The 17,205-nt window shown below is 27.0% G+C and carries 20 protein-coding genes; 17 read left to right on the top strand and 3 right to left on the bottom strand.

The window, feature by feature from the left end:
• The first annotated feature begins 52 nt into the window (after window positions 1-52).
• From ACH5BF_RS11065 to ACH5BF_RS11000, 14 genes are all read left to right on the top strand, one after another.
• Window positions 53-625 carry a YigZ family protein gene (locus tag ACH5BF_RS11065; RefSeq protein WP_423274292.1) on the top strand — a complete coding sequence of 191 codons (573 nt, stop codon included), beginning with the start codon at window positions 53-55 and terminating at the stop codon, window positions 623-625.
• A 63-nt stretch (window positions 626-688) separates the two neighbouring features.
• A complete protein-coding gene (gene gspG / locus ACH5BF_RS11060) occupies window positions 689-1,060 on the top strand; it encodes a type II secretion system major pseudopilin GspG (protein ID WP_423274291.1) in 372 nt (123 codons plus the stop codon).
• Between the two features lie 3 nt (window positions 1,061-1,063).
• On the top strand, window positions 1,064-1,603 hold the full coding sequence (locus tag ACH5BF_RS11055; RefSeq protein WP_423274290.1) for a type II secretion system protein: 540 nt from the start codon (window positions 1,064-1,066) through the stop codon (window positions 1,601-1,603).
• Window positions 1,593-2,807 carry a type II secretion system F family protein gene (locus ACH5BF_RS11050; RefSeq protein ID WP_423274289.1) on the top strand — a complete coding sequence of 405 codons (1,215 nt, stop codon included), beginning with the start codon at window positions 1,593-1,595 and terminating at the stop codon, window positions 2,805-2,807. Before ACH5BF_RS11055 ends, ACH5BF_RS11050 begins: the two co-directional genes overlap by 11 nt.
• An 11-nt stretch (window positions 2,808-2,818) precedes the next feature.
• The gene (locus tag ACH5BF_RS11045; RefSeq protein ID WP_423274288.1) at window positions 2,819-3,439 is read left to right on the top strand and encodes a hypothetical protein; all 621 of its coding nucleotides are present in this window, start codon (window positions 2,819-2,821) and stop codon (window positions 3,437-3,439) included.
• A complete protein-coding gene (locus tag ACH5BF_RS11040) occupies window positions 3,420-4,334 on the top strand; it encodes a hypothetical protein (protein WP_423274287.1) in 915 nt (304 codons plus the stop codon). Before ACH5BF_RS11045 ends, ACH5BF_RS11040 begins: the two co-directional genes overlap by 20 nt.
• Entirely contained in the window at window positions 4,331-4,726 is a 396-nt protein-coding gene (locus ACH5BF_RS11035; RefSeq protein WP_423274286.1) for a hypothetical protein, read from the top strand. Before ACH5BF_RS11040 ends, ACH5BF_RS11035 begins: the two co-directional genes overlap by 4 nt.
• Complete coding sequence (locus ACH5BF_RS11030; protein WP_423274285.1) at window positions 4,726-5,253, top strand: hypothetical protein; 528 nt, start codon at window positions 4,726-4,728, stop codon at window positions 5,251-5,253. Before ACH5BF_RS11035 ends, ACH5BF_RS11030 begins: the two co-directional genes overlap by 1 nt.
• A complete protein-coding gene (locus ACH5BF_RS11025) occupies window positions 5,237-6,055 on the top strand; it encodes a hypothetical protein (protein ID WP_423274284.1) in 819 nt (272 codons plus the stop codon). The genes ACH5BF_RS11030 and ACH5BF_RS11025 overlap by 17 nt, the downstream gene beginning before the upstream one ends.
• On the top strand, window positions 6,042-7,985 hold the full coding sequence (locus tag ACH5BF_RS11020; RefSeq protein WP_423274283.1) for a secretin GspD/PilQ domain-containing protein: 1,944 nt from the start codon (window positions 6,042-6,044) through the stop codon (window positions 7,983-7,985). Before ACH5BF_RS11025 ends, ACH5BF_RS11020 begins: the two co-directional genes overlap by 14 nt.
• 1 nt (window position 7,986) lies before the next feature.
• Complete coding sequence (locus ACH5BF_RS11015) at window positions 7,987-9,489, top strand: GspE/PulE family protein (protein ID WP_423274282.1); 1,503 nt, start codon at window positions 7,987-7,989, stop codon at window positions 9,487-9,489.
• Window positions 9,490-9,492: 3 nt separating this feature from the next.
• Window positions 9,493-9,888 (top strand): type IV pilus modification PilV family protein, encoded by a 396-nt coding sequence (locus ACH5BF_RS11010; protein WP_423274281.1) that lies wholly within the window; start codon window positions 9,493-9,495, stop codon window positions 9,886-9,888.
• On the top strand, window positions 9,888-10,397 hold the full coding sequence (locus tag ACH5BF_RS11005; RefSeq protein WP_423274280.1) for a PulJ/GspJ family protein: 510 nt from the start codon (window positions 9,888-9,890) through the stop codon (window positions 10,395-10,397). Before ACH5BF_RS11010 ends, ACH5BF_RS11005 begins: the two co-directional genes overlap by 1 nt.
• An 8-nt stretch (window positions 10,398-10,405) precedes the next feature.
• Window positions 10,406-10,981 carry an SH3 domain-containing protein gene (locus ACH5BF_RS11000; protein ID WP_423274279.1) on the top strand — a complete coding sequence of 192 codons (576 nt, stop codon included), beginning with the start codon at window positions 10,406-10,408 and terminating at the stop codon, window positions 10,979-10,981.
• On the opposite strand, the gene ACH5BF_RS10995 is transcribed toward ACH5BF_RS11000, so the two are convergent.
• The 3 genes from ACH5BF_RS10995 to murA form a co-directional block, all read right to left on the bottom strand.
• Window positions 10,976-11,590 (bottom strand): HNH endonuclease, encoded by a 615-nt coding sequence (locus tag ACH5BF_RS10995; protein WP_423274278.1) that lies wholly within the window; start codon window positions 11,588-11,590, stop codon window positions 10,976-10,978. The genes ACH5BF_RS11000 and ACH5BF_RS10995 overlap by 6 nt on opposite strands.
• An 18-nt stretch (window positions 11,591-11,608) precedes the next feature.
• Window positions 11,609-12,706 carry a DUF5644 domain-containing protein gene (locus ACH5BF_RS10990; protein ID WP_423274277.1) on the bottom strand — a complete coding sequence of 366 codons (1,098 nt, stop codon included), beginning with the start codon at window positions 12,704-12,706 and terminating at the stop codon, window positions 11,609-11,611.
• Between the two features lie 102 nt (window positions 12,707-12,808).
• The gene (murA, locus tag ACH5BF_RS10985; RefSeq protein WP_423274276.1) at window positions 12,809-14,074 is read right to left on the bottom strand and encodes a UDP-N-acetylglucosamine 1-carboxyvinyltransferase; all 1,266 of its coding nucleotides are present in this window, start codon (window positions 14,072-14,074) and stop codon (window positions 12,809-12,811) included.
• A gap of 126 nt (window positions 14,075-14,200) precedes the next feature.
• Here murA and ACH5BF_RS10980 point away from each other — a divergent pair, with 126 nt between their 5' ends.
• Genes ACH5BF_RS10980 through ACH5BF_RS10970 form a run of 3 tightly spaced genes read left to right on the top strand, consistent with a single transcriptional unit; the run spans window position 14,201 to window position 17,195 of the window.
• A complete protein-coding gene (locus tag ACH5BF_RS10980; RefSeq protein ID WP_423274275.1) occupies window positions 14,201-15,085 on the top strand; it encodes a DMT family transporter in 885 nt (294 codons plus the stop codon).
• A gap of 3 nt (window positions 15,086-15,088) precedes the next feature.
• Window positions 15,089-16,831 (top strand): glutamate synthase-related protein, encoded by a 1,743-nt coding sequence (locus ACH5BF_RS10975; RefSeq protein ID WP_423274274.1) that lies wholly within the window; start codon window positions 15,089-15,091, stop codon window positions 16,829-16,831.
• Window positions 16,818-17,195 carry a DUF6394 family protein gene (locus ACH5BF_RS10970; protein WP_423274273.1) on the top strand — a complete coding sequence of 126 codons (378 nt, stop codon included), beginning with the start codon at window positions 16,818-16,820 and terminating at the stop codon, window positions 17,193-17,195. The genes ACH5BF_RS10975 and ACH5BF_RS10970 overlap by 14 nt, the downstream gene beginning before the upstream one ends.
• Window positions 17,196-17,205 lie beyond the last annotated feature (10 nt).

The following is a 17,205-nucleotide window of genomic DNA, read 5'->3' as shown; positions in this document are numbered from 1 at the left end:
TCAAGAATAGTTTATATATACTATAATTTATTTTAATATAACGGGATTTTATTTGAAGTTTGTAAAAGAAGAGTTTGAAAACACTTATGAAGAGAAGAAATCAAAGTTTATTGCACATTTGATGCCTTATGATAAATTTGATGAAGTTATGAAAAGACTAAGAGAAGAGCATCCTAAAGGAAGACATTTTGTTTATGCTTATAGATATTTAAATGAGTTTGAACAAGTTGTTGAAAATAGTAGTGATGATGGAGAACCAAAAGGAACATCAGGTAAACCATCATTAGCTGTTTTAGCAGGAGCAGATATTATAAATAGTGCAGTTATTATTGTACGATATTTTGGTGGAATTAAGCTTGGAACAGGTGGTTTAGTTAGAGCTTATGGTGCAAGTGTAAATGAGGTTTTAGACAAAGCTGAACTATTTGAATATAAATCATTAATAACTAAAAAGTTGTATTGCCAGTATCATGAATTATCAAAATTAGAATATCTTTTGAACTCTTTGAATATTGATATAAAAGATAAAGATTTTACTGATAGTATTGTTGTTTATATATCCTTAAGTAAAGAGGAGTGGAACAGTTTAGTTACACAGCTTCCAAGAACAATAAAATACGAATAAATAACAATTTGTTTTAAGAAAAAAACAATATAATTATATAAATTTCAAAAAAGGTTACATATAGTGAAAAAAGCATTTTCTTTAATGGAGTTAATGGTAGTAATTATAATTTTAGGATTACTAGCTGCTTTTGTACTACCAAATCTTACAGGTAAAAGTGACGAAGCAAAAGATAAGATAGTTTGTATTCAAATGAAAAGTATTGCACAAACTTTAAAAATGTATAAACTAGATAATTCTACATATCCTCAAACACAAGAAGGTTTAGGTTTATTAGTTGAAAAGAAATATTTTGAAGATGGTAAACTTCCAAAAGATGCTTGGAATAATGAGTTTATTTACATCTCAAATGAGAGTGGATTTGATTTAGTATCAAAAGGTGCTGATAAAAAAGAGAGCACTGAAGATGATATTTACTACTCAAAGTGTAAATAATAAATGAGTAATATTAGAGTAAAAGCTTTTACTCTAATAGAGCTTACTATTGTAATAGTTATAATTTCCACTACATATTTTTTAGTTTTTTCAACTAATAGTTTTAATTCAAATACTCAAAATAAAAAAATTAGTTTAGAAAACTTGAAAAAAACTCTACTTGATACTTATGAGTTTAATAAAAATTTAGAATTTATTTGTATTGATGATAGTTTTGATTGTTTTGTAAAAATAGATAACACATTAAATGAAACAAAAGTTGTTGAAAAGTTTTTTTCAGTAAAGCCAGAAGTTTATGAATATGATCAAATACAAGTTCAAAAAGAGTTTGATACAGCAAGAATTGATGATATTGATTATGATGTGGTTTTTAAGTTTAAAATAAATAGTGATTATAAAACAAATGAGTTTATCCTAGATACTTTAGAAAACAAAGTTTATGTTTTTAATTCTTTGTATGAAGAAGTTTTTGTTTATGAGTCATTAGGTGATGCATTTGATATGTTTAATAAAAATATAGTTGAGGTTAAAGATGCTTTTTAAATATCAAGGTATTGATTCAGATGGAAATAAAGTAAAAGCTAAACTAGAAGCCTCAAATTTACAAGAAGCTAAAGCTAAATTAAAAGCTAGGAGTATTTTGTATACTTCTTTAGAAGAAGAAAACTTTAACTTCTCAAAAATCTCTCTAAAAAGAAAAAAGAGTTTAGATTTATCAACTCTATCTTATATAAGTAGAGATTTAAGTATTTATCTAAATTCAGGCATTTCTTTAATTTCAGCCATTGAACTTTTGAAACAAAGATATAAAAAACATAAAGTATTAAGTGCTTTTTTTGAATCAATAGGAACTTACTTAGATGAGGGGAAAAACTTTTATGTCGCACTTGATTCTCAAAGTGTAGTAAAGCTTCCAGAGTTTTATAAACAATCAATAAAAATAAGTGAAAATGGTGGACTTTTAGAGTCTGTTCTTTTAGAGTTAGCAACTTTTTTAAAAGAACAAGATAGAGTAAAAAAACAAGCAGGACAAGCTTTGGCTTATCCTTTATTTATTCTATTTATTTCACTTTTTATGGTTGGTTTTATGCTTAGTTTCATAGTTCCAAAAATTACTGATATTTTTACTCAAATAGATCAAGAACTTCCACAAAGTACTAAAATTGTTATTGCTTTAGGGGATTTTTTCTCTAATAATTATAATTATATTCTTTTATCAATAATAGCTGTGGTGTCTTTATTTGTATTTTTGATGAAAAAGTCCACAGCTTTTAAATATGCTTTTGATAAATTAGTTTTAAAATTACCATTTTTCTCAACTATGATTGAGCAAGCAGAGCTTTCAAGGTTCTCATATATGAACTCTATTTTGATAAAATCAGGAGTTCCAATAGTTCAAGCTATAAACTTAAGTGCAAATATCTTAAAAAACAGTGTAATAAAAAAGGTTTTTGTAGATGCTTCTTCAAGTGTTGTCGAAGGTAAGAAACTATCAAGTTTACTTCACTCAAATAAAACTTACAAGATTGATGAAGCTTTTATTCACTCAATAGCTATTGGTGAAGATACAAGTAGGCTATCAGAGATTTTAAATAACTTAGCAAGTTTATATAATGAAGCAAATAAAGATAAAACTACACTATTTTTATCTTTATTAGAACCTGTTTTTATGCTTTTTGTTGGTGTAACTATTGGGTTTATTGTAATTTCAATGTTGCTTCCAATTTTCTCTATGAATTTAGGATAGTTAGGGTAGTTTTGAAAAAATCAATTGTTCTTTTAGTCTCATTACTTTTTATAACTGCTATTTCAACATTGATATTGAAAAACTTAGATGATACAAATGAGTATATAAGTGAGCAAAACTATAAACTAAATCAATCACAACTTTTGATGATGATAAACAATGCAAAAAATGAAGCTTCTAAATTTATAGAAAAGTATCCTGATGATTTAAAGGCTTTAGAAAATATTCCTTTTACATTAAAAGATGTTGAATTACAACTTTCGCTTATTGAGTATGATAAATATGATTTAAATCTATTAAGAGAAAATGATATAGAAAAATATAAGAGTATTCAAGAGTTTTTTTGGGATAACTCTGTAGATGGTTTTGAAAATTTACAATATCTTTTAAAAGGTAGTGAGCCTATCTCAAATAGTAAGCAACTAGATGATATAATAACTACTTTTATTAAGCAAATATACAGTGATGATATTTTAAAAATAAAAGATAGTTTAGGCTTTATAAAAGCCCCAGATGATAGTAAACTATATGAACTAAAAATAAGAGTTAATTATCTAAAACAAATGGCAAAGGCATATTATATTTTAGATAAAGATGGAAAGGTTAAATACTTTGAGCTTAGTTTCAAATAAACATAAAAAACTCTTTTTATGTTTAGATAGCAAATTTGATGTAAAAGAAAGAGTAGATATTATACTTTCACCTGAGTTTTATTGGGTAAGAATTTTTGATATTCCTGTAAAAAATACTACTCAAGCAAGACATGTTCTTCCTACACTTTTTGAGGATATTTTAGAAAATACTTTTGAGTTATCATATCAAGTATTGAAACTTGAAGATGGTAAATATTTATGTTTTGCATATATAAATAAAAAAATATTTGAAGCTATTAAAAGTGCTGGTATTTCAAACTCACAAGTAAACTCAATTTATTTTGCCCAAACAGAGTGTAAAGACTTTCCTCAATTCAAGATTTGCAATAAAGCTTTTTTATATACTAATGAAAATATTTTAGTAAAAGTTCCTTCCTCTATTTTAACAAACGATATTGATTTGGAAAATAGTCTTCAAGATTTAAAACTCTCTTCAAACAAAGTTGATATTAAACTTTATAATAGTTCTTTATCTCAAAAACAGATTTATTCACTGTTGATAGTGATGTTAATTGTTTGTTTTGTAAATATTTTTAAAATCTTTGATTACAAAAGTGAACTCTCTTTATTAGATGATAAAATAGATTCAACTAAAAAAGCAAGTAAACTTCCAAGCTCTATGATTCAAACAAACTCTATACTAGATTCATACAAAGTTACTTTTAAAGAACAAACTAATATCAGAGAAGCAATTTCTTATATCCTAGAAGATAGAAGATTTGTGTTAGATAGTATTGAAATAAATAAGCAAAATTTTGATTTAGATTATAAGAGCGTGTCTATTGATACTCTAAAGGCTTATTTATCAAAAAAATATGAGATTGTATCTATAAGAAAAGTAGGTGATATAGTAAAAGTGAGGATTAAAATATGAATAAAATAAATCCATTATATATTCTTGCTTTAATGTTTACTTTTGTAGTTTTATCGTTTGTACAAGTAGATGAATCAAAAAACAGTTTTATGCAAAAAGCACAAGAATTTGAGAACTTAAAATATAAAGCAAAAGAGTATAAACAGCTAAGTGCTTCTTGGGCAAGTAAAGAAAATAGTATAAAAACAGTAAATCAAATTGTAAATAGTGCTCAGTTTAGAAAACATAAGATTTTAAAAGTTGAGACGCAAAAAAACATAAAAGTAAAAATAGAATCACAAGATGCAAAAGTTTTAAATAGTTTTTTAAATAAGATTTTAAATAAGCAATTAATCATAAATAAAATGGAAGTTCAAAAAGATTATATTGCTTTGGAAATAGGGTATAGATAATGAAAAAGATATTTAAGTTTTTAGTATATTTGTTTTTCTTTGTATTTATATCTTTAGTTTTATTACCAAAACAAGAGCTTTTTTTTGCACTAGAAAAAGAACTTGAAAAACAGAATGTTATTGTTTCAAATGAAGAGTTTAAAAATAAAGCTTTAGGCTTTGATATTAAGTATGTTGATATATATTTAGAAGGTATAAATGCTGCAAATATTCAAAACATATCAATTGATAGTTATCTTGTTTATAATAAAGTAGCCATAAAAAATGTAAGATTATTAGATAGTTTCAAAACAATGTTTCCTACTCCTTTGACAAATATATATTTAACATACTCTATTTTAGATTATGAAAACATTCAAATAAACGCAGATGGTATTTTTGGAAAAGTTGAAGGCTCTTTAAATATATTTGATAGAAAGGCTACTATTTATTTAGATGCTTCAAGTAGTATGAAAAGTTCTTATTCAAATCTTTTAAGACAAATGAGATTAAAAGATGGAAGGTATATTTATGAATACAAGTTTTAATAAATTAGTTCAATTAGCTATACCTTTTATTTATTTAACATTAGTTGTTTATATTGTTATGAGTGTACTAAGTTCTTTATTACCAAAAACAAGTGTAGAGTATGTAGATGAATCAAATACTTATGTGGAATTCAAAAAGTATGATGGTTTTTATAATACTTCAATCCCAAAACAAACAATAGTTAAAAAAACACCTAGTTCAAGTATAAAAAATCTTTCTTCTTATAGTTTAAAAGGTATATACTCTACTGATTCAAATGGTGGTTGGGCAATTATAGAGAATAAAAGAGATAAACAAAGCTATTTTATAGCGCAGTATGAAGAACTTGATGGATATATCTTAACTAAGTTATATAAAAACCATGTAATCTTTGAAAAGCAAGCAAAAGAGTATAAACTTCAAATAGAAAAAAAAGACGAAAATGTAAGCTATGAAGTTTCAAGAAAAACAAATAATATAAATGAAAATATTGTAGTTGACAATGATAGTGTAACAGTTAAAAGAGATTATTTAAACTCATATGTTCAAAATCCTCAAAAGGTTTGGGATAATATTGCTATTAGTGAAATAAAAGAAGGTTCTAAAATAAGTGGTTTTAAAGTAGGACGAGTAAATCAAAACTCAGTATTTGGTAAACTTGGACTTAAACCAGGTGATATAATAAAATCTATAAATAATAAAGTTTTAGACTCATATGCAGATGCATTTGCAGTTTATAATAATATAAATAATACAAAATATTTAAATATTGAAATTCTAAGAAACAATGAGATAATGGAGTTAAACTATGAAATTGATTAAGGTGCTGTTTGTAATTATATTTTTAAGTCTTACGCTTAGTGCAAGTGAAAAGATAAATATAAACTTTAAAGATTTAAAGATTATGGATTTAGTAAAAATTACATCAAAGATTATTGATAAAAATATTTTGCTTACTACTGAAATAAAAGGTAATGTTGATTTTATTTCAAATAAGCCTTTACAAAAAGATGAGTTAGTTAAAATACTGATTTTTGTACTTGAATCAAAAGGTTTTACACTAGTACAAAATGATGAGATTTTAAGAATAGTAAAACTAAATGAGGGTGCTAAGAAAAATGTTCCTGTTTTAAACTCTTCAAAACAAAAAACTCATTATCAAATGGTTACAGAAGTATTTACAGTTCATAATGCAAATGTTGATTATGTAGCTTCAAAAATCAGACACCTTATCTCTCAAAACGCAAAACTTGTTACTAATAAAGAATCAAACTCTTTAGTACTAACTGACTTTATTGATAATATAAAAACAGTAAAAAAAGTAGTATCTATCATGACTTATGGAGCAAAGAAAGATACAAAGATAGTTGAACTTAAAAACATTCAAGCAATTGAAGCTAAGAAAAATCTTGATGCAATCGCAAAATCTAAATTTGATGTAAAAATTGAGACTCAAAAAGTTGATATTATTGCAAATAAAGATGATAACTCATTGATTTTTATAGGTCAAAAACAAAATATTGATTACCTTGCAAAATATGTAAAAAGTGTTGATGCAAATGATTCATTAGTAAAAAGAGTAGTTGAAGTAATACCTTTAAAAAATGTAGAAGCAAAAAATGTAATCAAAATAATTGATGGTGTAATTGGAAAGAAAAAATATATAGACCCAAATGACAAACCCTTATCTTCTATAGATGAAGAATCAAATGCCATAGTTCTAATGGGTCCATCAACAGAAATTGCTTATATAAAAGAGTTATTAAAAGAGCTTGATAAAGAAAAAGCTCAAGTATATGTTCAGGCTAGAATTATTGAACTAAATGATAGTTTAGTAGATGAAGTTGGTATAAAATATGGAATATTAGGTGGAAAATCTGGTAATAATGGTTTAGGAACATTTTCATCATCTTTAAATGGTGGAGAAGCATTAGCTTTTAAACCTGATAGTATTGGACTTAAGATTCCTGATATTACTTCTGGTTTAGCTTTAGGAGCATCTATTAGTTTACTAGATCAAGATGGAGCTTTAGATATTGTTTCTGAACCATCTATTTTAGCTATTAACAATAAAGAAAGTTCTATTTATGTTGGTGAAACTATTTCTGTTAAAACTTCTTCAACTGTTACTGATGGTGGAACAACAAATGAAAACTTTAAAAGAGAAGATGTTGGACTTACTTTAAAAGTAAAACCAAGAATCTCAAATGATAATAAAGTTACATTAGAAATAAATACTATTTTAGAAGATGTAAAAACAACTGAAACAACAAGTGGTAATGCTGATACAACTAAAAAAGAAGTAATTACTAGTGCTATTGTTAAAAATGGTGAGTCTGTAATAATTGGTGGATTAATAGAAGATAAAGAAGAATCAACTGAGAGTAAAGTTCCTGTATTGGGAGATGTACCATTACTTGGTAATTTATTTAAACATAATAAAACAGACTTTAGAAAAAGAAGTTTAGTTATTGTTGTAACTCCTTATATTATTCCTAAATCAAAAGATTTATCATATGTTAGAAATCAGTTAGCTCAATTGAAATTATTAGAAGACAAATATTTAAAAGAGTCATTAATAAGATTAAAAGAAAAGCAAATTGATAAACTTGAAAGAGAAAAAGAGTATCAAAAAAAGTTAGAAGAATTGGAAAATAAATATACTTCTTTAAAAAACAATGAAAATTTAGAACAAAAAGTTGATACTCAAACAGAACATGAAAAAAGAGTAGCAGAGATTTTAGGAAACTAGTATGAATATAAATGAAGTTCACAATTTAAATCTTACTGCTTATGAGATAGATAACTATTCAACTGCTTTAAAAAACTATGTTCTTTTCACTCAAATTGACGATGAAATAGTTATTGCTATTTCAAAAGAGCATATGAGTTTATCTTTAGATTATTTATCTAAGTTAAACTATGAGTATGAAATTGTATTTTTAGATGAAATCTCTTATGAAAAGCTTTATAATAAGTTTTTAGAGATTAAAACTGATAGTGAAATGAGTGCTATTCAACAAGAGCAAGAAGATGCTACTTTAGAGGATGAAGATTTCTCTGTAAGTGACTTTTTAAAAGTTGGAAGTGATATTTTAACTTCTGAAGAATCAGCTCCTATTATCAAGTTTGTAAACTCACTTTTCTATCAAGCAATAAAGAAAAAATCATCAGATATTCATATTGAAATGCATGAGTTTAAAGCTGAGGTTAGATATAGAGTTGATGGTGTTTTAGTTAAGCATATTGAGCTTGATAAGAATATCATGTCTTTAGTAATCTCAAGAATTAAAGTTATTTCAAATCTTGATATTAGTGAAAAAAGAGTTCCCCAAGATGGTAGAACACAAATCAAAATTGCAGGTAAGACTTTAGATATTAGGGTTTCAATTCTTCCAACATTTTATGGTGAAAGAGTTGTTATGAGGATTCTTATGCAAAGTGAAGATATTTTAAGTGTTGAGGAATTAGGTTTCCCTTCATACATCACTAAAGAGCTTGAAAATGTTCTTCAAAACTCATATGGAATGGTTTTAGTAACTGGTCCTACAGGAAGTGGTAAATCAACTACTTTACACTCATTATTACATCAAGTTGTAAGCGATGAAAAAAATATTATTACAGTTGAAGACCCAGTTGAGTATAAATCAAACGAGTTTTCTCAAATACAAGTAAATACAAAAGTAGGGCTTACTTTTGCTTCAGGACTTAGATCTATTTTAAGACAAGACCCAGATATTATTATGGTTGGTGAGATAAGAGATAGTGAGACTGCTTCTATTGCTGTTCAATCAGCTCTTACAGGTCACTTACTTTTCTCAACTCTACACACAAACAGAGCCCCTGCTGCTATTACAAGACTTATAGATATGGGAGTAGAGAAGTTTTTAATCTCTTCTTCATTACTTGCTGTACTTGCTCAAAGATTAGTTAGAAAACTTTGTCCTCATTGTAAAGAAGAGGATAATTCAGAAGGCTCACATAAAGTATTTGGTTTAGATAATAGTACTAAAATTTATAAAGCAAATGGTTGTAAGTCTTGTAACTTTACAGGATATAGTGGAAGAGTTGCAATTGGTGAACTTTTTGTTATTGATGAAGATATAAAAGAGTATTTAAAAGGTGAAGTTGACGATACTACACTTATGAAAAAAGCTATTTCAAATGGTATGATTTCATTAGATAAACAACTAAAACTTATGCTTGAAGCAGGTGATACTTCTGTTGATGAAGCAATTAGAATAGGTATAAAATAAAAAATGAAAAAATCTTTTTCTTTGATGGAAGTAATCGTTGCTGTTATGGTTTTAAGTGTGGTAATGGTAGCGCTTCTTCAAGTAAAAAGTGACAATATCTTTTTGATTAGTAAAGCAGATGAAACAAAAGAGTTTAAAGAGTATTTATCTATGGCTTTTAATCTTGATGAAGTTGAAAGTAGAAATGAAAACATCTTTTTAAGTAGAAAGTTTGATTTTGAAGATGATAAACTAAGAAGAGAATTAAAATCTATCAAAGTAAAAGTAAAAGATGAGCTTATTGATACTAAGTTAATCAAAAATGATTCATATGATTTTAATGTGGTGACATATGAAACTTCATATAGTATTGATAAAAAAGTTCAAAAGAAAATATATAGTTTTAAAATAGAGTTATAATGAAGACAAAAAAAGCATTTACATTACTTGAAGTAGTTATTTCAATAACTCTTTTTATGGTTTTGATTATATTTGTATATAAAACTCTTGACCAAACAAAACACTCAAACAAAATCTTTGAGAAACAAACAACAAGTATAAAAAACTCCAATAGGATTTATAATATTTTTTTAGAAGATATAGGTGAATCTTCTGAACTTTCATCTATTAGTTATGATAGAGATAAAAATGCAAGATTAATCTTTAGCTCAAATAATACTTATCATAATCCTTTTTATACAAATATAGCCTATCTTATTTCATCAAACAATAAGTTAGTTAGAATAGAAAGTAAAGATAAATTTAAATTTGAAAATACAAGTTATGAGTTTTATGAAAATGCATATGTGGATATTTTATTGGAAGATATAGAGTATTTTGATATAAAAAAAGATAAAAAACAGTATGTCTTTGCTATAAAACAAAAAGGTAAAAAAAGAGTTTTATATAGTACATATCTGATGAATTAGGAGCAATTTTGAGATTAGTATTTGTTTGTTTATGTTTAGTTAGTTTTCTTTTTTCCCAAGAAGTAAAAGAAGAGAATAGAGTGGTTAAAACATCAGAATTAGAGCTTTTTTTATTTAAAGTAGGGTTTCAATCTTTACTAAGTGATGTAGATATAACTAAAGATAAAGCAATAGAGAATGAAAAGAGTATAGTAGAACTTAAAAATAGAGTAAAAATCATAATGGATGAAGTTTATAAAGATAAAAGAGTATTAGTTGAGAAAAATGAGAATATCTCTTTAGATAGAACTTCTAAAGATGAACTTTTAAAATTAAAAGAACAACTTGAGTATTTACAAAAAGAAGTTGCTTTATTAAAAGAGATTAAAAATAAAACTATAATCAAAGAAAAAATAGCAAATAATGTTTTTGTAAATACTTCTAATTCAAATGTAAGAGTAAGACCCAATACAGATTCTAAAATAGTTTTTACTTTGAATAAAGGTGAAAAAGTAGATTTAAAAAGTTGTAATAAGTTTGATTGGTGTGAAATAGAAGTAAAAAATAAAAAGGGATTTATTGCTAAGTTTTTGTTGAATCTATGATTCAACAAACTTCATTAAGTTATCCATTACTTCAAGATTAGCCATTGTACTTCTAGGATTTTTAGAGTTTAAAATTCTATTACAATCTGCACAAAGTGTGATAATATTCTCAAGATTATATCCTGCTCCATCTTCTATATCTTTTACAAAGATACTTACTGAATCATTTAATTTTACTGTTTTAGCACATCTATTACATTTGTGATTATCTCTTGCCCAAGCAAGTTCTTTTCTTTGTGGCCAGTCAGCAGGTAGTTTTACATTATGAGCAGATTTCTCATCATATCCTGTCCATAGTCTATCTTTACTAACAGTTCCTTGTGTTTGTTTTTCATATTCATAGTTAAAGTATTGAGCTACTATGTCTTCAACAATTATAGTTTCTCTAACTCTTATGTCTTTTTCATCTGCTGTTTTTTCAACTATTGAATAATTTATTGGAACTTTTGGATGTTCTTGTTTCATATGATTTTTCACAAGATCAAGAAATGGCTCGATATTACCACTTCTATAAGCAAAGGCAAAAACTTTTTCTCTATAGATATAAAGAGGAATGATTGATGCCACTAGAAGTGATGATAATACAATAAACTCTATATCTAAAACCATGTTTTGCCTTTCTTTAGATTAAATAATTTCAGGGTTTACTTGATGTTTTTCAAGTGTTTCTTTTGCTTCTTTGTGATTTCCTGAAGCTAATTTTTGAAGTTCATTAATATGAACTACTGGAATAGCTACTTCTCTTCCACAAATTTTTTCTAACTCTTTTCTATTATAATCAAACATATAGAAATCTTCTTCTGTATCTACGATTAATAAATCTGCACCTGCATCAAATGCTTCTAATAAAATAGTGCAAGCAACAAATAGTGAGATTGTGTTGTTTTTGTTAAAAGTATTTTTAGATAAGTCTAATTTTTGTGATTCTAATTTTACTTTTTTTGCTTTTAAAGAATCTATTAATTTAGTATATTTATCTTGTGTATTTGAAGAGTAATATGCTAAAGTAAACTCATTAAAGTCATGTTTTACTTCATATTCATCTTCAAAGTTACCAAAATCTAAAATTAAAGTCTTGTTTAATCTGAAGTTTTGTTTTTCAATCTCTTCATATAAATCTAATGCTTTTTGGATTTTAACTATTCTTTCTTCATAAGAGTTGTCAAAATCTAAAATTATATTTTTTGAACTATTGTAGAAATCAGCACCAACTTCGTATGCTTTGATAGTTTTTAATATTTCATTTTTAGTTTCATTATCAGCTCTATCCATTATCATTGAAGCTAAAATTAAAATAGAGTCTCCAATATATGATGTGTCAAGATTTAAAGTATTTGAAGCATAGAAGTATGGTTTTAATTCTTGATAGACAGTTTTATCATCTTCAGAAACAAACTCTTTTAAAATTTCTAATCTTTCATTAAAGTCATCATCATTGATTAGTAAATCATCACAAGCTCTTCTAATTGAGATAGGCTCAATTTTGATATCTGTTCCAAATTGTTCTTTTAATCTTTTTAATTCAATCCCTGCTTTTACATAAATACCATTTACAACTAAGTTAAAGTTTTCGCAGTTAACAAAACCTAATTTTTGTTCTTTATTGATATTTCTTAAAATATCAAGAAGTGTAGTTTCTTCTTTTGTTTTTATAAAGTGTTTTGTATAGTATGGTAAATAATCAGAGTCTTTGTCAAATTTAAATAAAGATATTTCTAGTTTCATATTAGTATTGTCACCTTTTTTGTAGTTGAATAAATTTTATGGAATTTTAACTTAAAGAAATGACAAGAGTGTAGTTTTTTCTCTTATCATTTAAAAAGTGTCCTATTCTGTAAACCTTTTTACATCAGCACCGATTGATGTAAGTTTACCTTCTAGGTTTTGGTATCCTCTATCTAAGTGATAGATTCTATGAATATTTGTTTCACCTTTAGCAACTAATGCAGCTAAAACTAAAGCAGATGAAGCTCTTAAATCTGTTGCCATTACATCTGTACCATTTAAAGTATGAGCTTGACCGTTGATAGTTGCTATATTTCCATTTAAGTGAATATCAGCTCCTAATCTTAAAAGTTCACTTACATGCATAAATCTATTTTCAAATAGTCTTTCATCGATTGTACTAGTACCGTTTGCTTGTGTTGCAAGGGCCATAAACTGTGCTTGCATATCAGTAGGGAAACCTGGATATTCACTAGTAATAATATTAACTGGTTTTATTTCATCTGTAGGAAGAATTGTTACGCTATTTTCATCTTGAAGTATTTCAAAATTCATCTCTTCTAATTTTGAGATAATAGCTTCTAAATGTAGAGGAACTACTTTATTTATTTTCAATTTTTTATTTGTAATTGCAGCTGCACACATATAAGTTCCAGCTTCAATTCTATCAGGAATAATATCAAAATCTTTAAACTCTAATAACTCTTTATTTGAACCTTCAACTTCTAATTTTGAAGTTCCTATACCAGTTATTTTAACACCTGCATTAATAAGAACTTCACAAAGTTGCTCTATCTCTGGCTCTTTTGCAGCATTAATGATAGTAGTTTTACCTTCTGCTAATGCAGCAGCCATTAAAATATTCTCAGTTCCACCAACAGTAACTTTATCAAATACAATTTTAGCTCCTTTTAAACCCTCAGGTGCAGTAGCTTGAATATATCCATGTTTGATGTCAATTTGTGCACCCATTTGCTCTAAAGCTTTTAAGTGTAAATCAACTGGTCTTTGACCAATAGCACATCCACCAGGTAGTGAAACTTGACAGTGCCCAAATCTAGCAAGTAAAGGCCCTAAAACTAAAATAGAGGCTCTCATTGTTTTTACAATATCATATGTTGCTGTTGTTTTATCAATTTCATAAGTATTGATTTTAACAAAACCATCTTCTTTTATAAATGTTCCACCAAGCATATCTATTAGTTTTAAAAAAGTATTTATATCAACTACGTTTGGCATATTTCCGATTTTGATTTCATTTTTTGCAAGTATTGTTGCTGCTATTAAAGGAAGTGCAGCATTTTTAGCTCCTGAGATTTCAACTTCTCCAGAAATCTCTTTTTTTCCTACAATTTTTAAGTATTCCATGTCATTCCTACAATTTATATATCTAAACAAAGCTAATATATTATCTAAAAAAGCCTTTAAAAATTAATACTAATAATCTTTTTTTAATATGAGAAGCAATACAATTGCGATTTTAAAAGGTTATATATGGAAAATAGTGTCAAATTAGGCGTTAAATATATGTTATTTGCTGCAATGTTATTTGCATTAATGGGTGCAGCAGCAAAAGAATTAAGTAATTCAATGAGTTCAATAGAAGTAGTATTTTTTAGAAATGTTTTTGGGGTTGTATTAATTTTACTTTCAATTTATAAAAGCCCTCTAAATCAAATCGGTGGAAAAATGTGGCTTCTTATTTTTAGAGGAATGGCAGGTTTTATAGCCTTATTATTCTTCTTTTACAATATTGCCAATATACCTTTAGGTGAAGCAATGACTTTCTCTAAAACGTCAGCAATATTTACAGCAATTTTTGCTTATATATTTGTAAAAGAAAAACTAGGGTTTAGAGGTTGGATTGGTGTATTTGTTGGGTTTATAGGTATTTTATTTATAACAAAGTTTGATGGTTCATCATTAGATAAAACTGATTATTTAGGAATACTTTGTGGAGTTGGAGCAGGACTTGCATATACTTCAATTAGAGAATTAAGAAAATATTATGATAGTCGTGCTATTGTTTTATCTTTTATGACAATTGGAACAATTGGCCCTATGATTCTTTTAATTATAGGAGAGTTTTATACAAATGATAAGTTAGACTTTTTGTTTGCACCATTTGTAATGCCTAAAGGTGACGATTGGTTATTTATTATTTTATTGGGAATTTTTGCAACATTTGCACAAATTTATATGACTAAAGCATACTCTTGTGCAAAGGCGGGTATCATAGGAACCATAGGTTATAGTAATATTGCCTTTTCTATCCTTTTAGGATTGATTTTAGGGGATAGTTTGCCTGACATTTGGATTAGTTTTGGTATACTTCTAATAGTGCTAAGTGGCGTTTTAGTTTCCATGAAAAAGGATTAAAAAATGGATATTTTTTTATTATATTTTGAGATTATTGTACTTGTATTTTTTATTATAATTACAGCTTGGTATGTACATGATAAATATGTACAAAGGGATCATCAACTTTTAGTTAACTATCCAATTATTGGTAGATTAAGATATGTTTTTGAAGAGGCAAGAGAGCCTTTTAGACAATATTTTGGTGATGAAAAGTTTTATGAGTCAAAAGATAAATTAGATTGGGTTTACAAAGCAGCTAATGATGTACCTAATTATGCTTCTTTTTCTCCTTCTCAACCTTTACCAAAACCTAAGTTTATGATTAGACATGCAAATATTGTATTAAATGAAGACGAAGTTGATACAAACTTTGAAGTTACATTTGGTGAAAATAGAAAGTATCCATATACTGCAAAGACAATTATTGCAAGAAGTGCGATGAGTGATGGTTCTATTTCTCCTGAAGGAACAAGAGCTTTTGTTAGAGGTTCTCAAATGGGAGGTTTCCCTATAAACTCAGGTGAGGGTGGTGTTACATCAAACTTTTTTGTTACACATAAATCTTATAAAAAAGAGTATATGAAAATAGTTCATGGTACTTCATTTGCTAAAAAAATAAAAGATGTAGTTCAATTCTTTTTTAATGGTGCAATGGCTGCTGATGTTTATAGAAAGTTAGTTTTTAAAAAAGACCCTGAAGCAGAAACATATGTATTTGATTTAAAATCACAACTTTTCCATAGAGTAGATTGGGATGCACCAATAGAAAACTTCCCAACAGAAGTTCCAAAAGATATGCCTGATATTATTTTACAATTAAGTTCAGGACTTTATGGTGCTAGAGATAAAGATGGAAACTTTGATCCTGATAGATATCAAAAAACTATGAGATTCTGTAAAATGACAGAAATCAAAATAGCTCAAGGTGCAAAACAAACAGGTGGAAAATTAGCAGGACATAAAGTAACTCCTGCAATTGCATATTATAGAAATGTAAGACCATATACTGATGTTTTCTCTCCAAATAGATTTCCTTATGCAAATTCAATTGAAGAGTTATTTGATTTTATAGGTAGATTACAAGAATTATCTGATAAACCTGTTGGAGTTAAGATAGTTATTTCTGATATTGAAAATATCGAACCTTATGCAAAAGAGATTAAAAAAAGAATAGATGCTGGTGATACTAGATATCCTGACTTTATTTCTATTGATGGAGGTTCAGGTGGTAGTGCAACTGCGCCAATTGAAATGATGGAAAGAGTTGGTTTAAATATTAGAGATTCTATTTATTTAGCTAATAAAGTATTAGAAAACTTTGGTATTAGAGATAAAGTTAAACTTGTTGCAAGTGGTAAAATTCTAACTCCTGATGATATTATTGTTATTATGTCGTTAGGTGCTGATTTTATTCAAATTGCTAGAGGGTTTATGATGAGTGCAGGGTGTATTAGAGCTAGATACTGTTCTGGTACAACAGGGCATGATTGTCCAGTTGGTCTTGCAACACAAAATAAACAAAAAAGACAAAAATACTTTGTTTATAAACAAGCTAAAAAAGTTAGAAACTACCATAATAACTTATTAAAAAGTGTAAGAGGTATGCTTGCAATTATGGGACTTAAAAATGTTAACCAATTAAATAAACACAGAATTCTATTCTTAGATAAAGATTCAAGAGTGCATGATAACATTGATAATGTATTCAAAAGAAGACTTGATATAGGAAAAGATTTAGAGGACGAGTACCATGAATCTAGATAAAGTTATTTCAGGATTTTTTATTATCCTTGCAATGACTATTAACTTTGGTTTTTTCTATGGAGATATGTATTCTTTAGAAAGCCATAGTAAATATGAACTTTTTGCTGCGATTATTATTAACCTTATTGCCACAACATTAAAAATTGGTGATAAAACGCAAATGGGTTCAGTATTATTAGCAACTTCATTAGTTGCAGATATTCAGCTAATTGCTGCGGCACTTGTATGGACAATTGCTGCATACGCATATACAATTGATGCTGAAATTATTGCTACTATTGTATCTTTATCGGGTGGAGCATTACTTGCAAATATAGTTTCTGTTACACTTTATGTTGGAGATACTTTAAAGTCAAAAAGATAGATTAGGAAAT

The organism is Arcobacter pernae (assembly GCF_049472135.1).
GTDB lineage: Bacteria > Campylobacterota > Campylobacteria > Campylobacterales > Arcobacteraceae > Arcobacter_B.
The sequence above is the reverse complement of the archived record's forward strand: the minus strand, read 5'-3'. Positions and strand labels throughout refer to the sequence as shown.

What these genes read in the sequence shown, in the direction of transcription:
- ACH5BF_RS11005 (WP_423274280.1), top strand. Translation starts at nt 9,888, where the DNA reads ATGAAGACAAAAAAAGCATTTACATTACTTGAAGTAGTTATTTCAATA.
- ACH5BF_RS11020 (WP_423274283.1), top strand. Translation starts at nt 6,042, where the DNA reads ATGAAATTGATTAAGGTGCTGTTTGTAATTATATTTTTAAGTCTTACG.
- ACH5BF_RS11025 (WP_423274284.1), top strand. Translation starts at nt 5,237, where the DNA reads ATGAATACAAGTTTTAATAAATTAGTTCAATTAGCTATACCTTTTATT.
- ACH5BF_RS10975 (WP_423274274.1), top strand. Translation starts at nt 15,089, where the DNA reads ATGGATATTTTTTTATTATATTTTGAGATTATTGTACTTGTATTTTTT.
- ACH5BF_RS11030 (WP_423274285.1), top strand. Translation starts at nt 4,726, where the DNA reads ATGAAAAAGATATTTAAGTTTTTAGTATATTTGTTTTTCTTTGTATTT.
- ACH5BF_RS11050 (WP_423274289.1), top strand. Translation starts at nt 1,593, where the DNA reads ATGCTTTTTAAATATCAAGGTATTGATTCAGATGGAAATAAAGTAAAA.
- ACH5BF_RS11035 (WP_423274286.1), top strand. Translation starts at nt 4,331, where the DNA reads ATGAATAAAATAAATCCATTATATATTCTTGCTTTAATGTTTACTTTT.
- ACH5BF_RS11055 (WP_423274290.1), top strand. Translation starts at nt 1,064, where the DNA reads ATGAGTAATATTAGAGTAAAAGCTTTTACTCTAATAGAGCTTACTATT.
- murA (WP_423274276.1), bottom strand. Translation starts at nt 14,074, where the DNA reads ATGGAATACTTAAAAATTGTAGGAAAAAAAGAGATTTCTGGAGAAGTT.
- ACH5BF_RS11010 (WP_423274281.1), top strand. Translation starts at nt 9,493, where the DNA reads ATGAAAAAATCTTTTTCTTTGATGGAAGTAATCGTTGCTGTTATGGTT.
- ACH5BF_RS11015 (WP_423274282.1), top strand. Translation starts at nt 7,987, where the DNA reads ATGAATATAAATGAAGTTCACAATTTAAATCTTACTGCTTATGAGATA.
- ACH5BF_RS10970 (WP_423274273.1), top strand. Translation starts at nt 16,818, where the DNA reads ATGAATCTAGATAAAGTTATTTCAGGATTTTTTATTATCCTTGCAATG.
- ACH5BF_RS10995 (WP_423274278.1), bottom strand. Translation starts at nt 11,590, where the DNA reads ATGGTTTTAGATATAGAGTTTATTGTATTATCATCACTTCTAGTGGCA.
- ACH5BF_RS10990 (WP_423274277.1), bottom strand. Translation starts at nt 12,706, where the DNA reads ATGAAACTAGAAATATCTTTATTTAAATTTGACAAAGACTCTGATTAT.
- ACH5BF_RS10980 (WP_423274275.1), top strand. Translation starts at nt 14,201, where the DNA reads ATGGAAAATAGTGTCAAATTAGGCGTTAAATATATGTTATTTGCTGCA.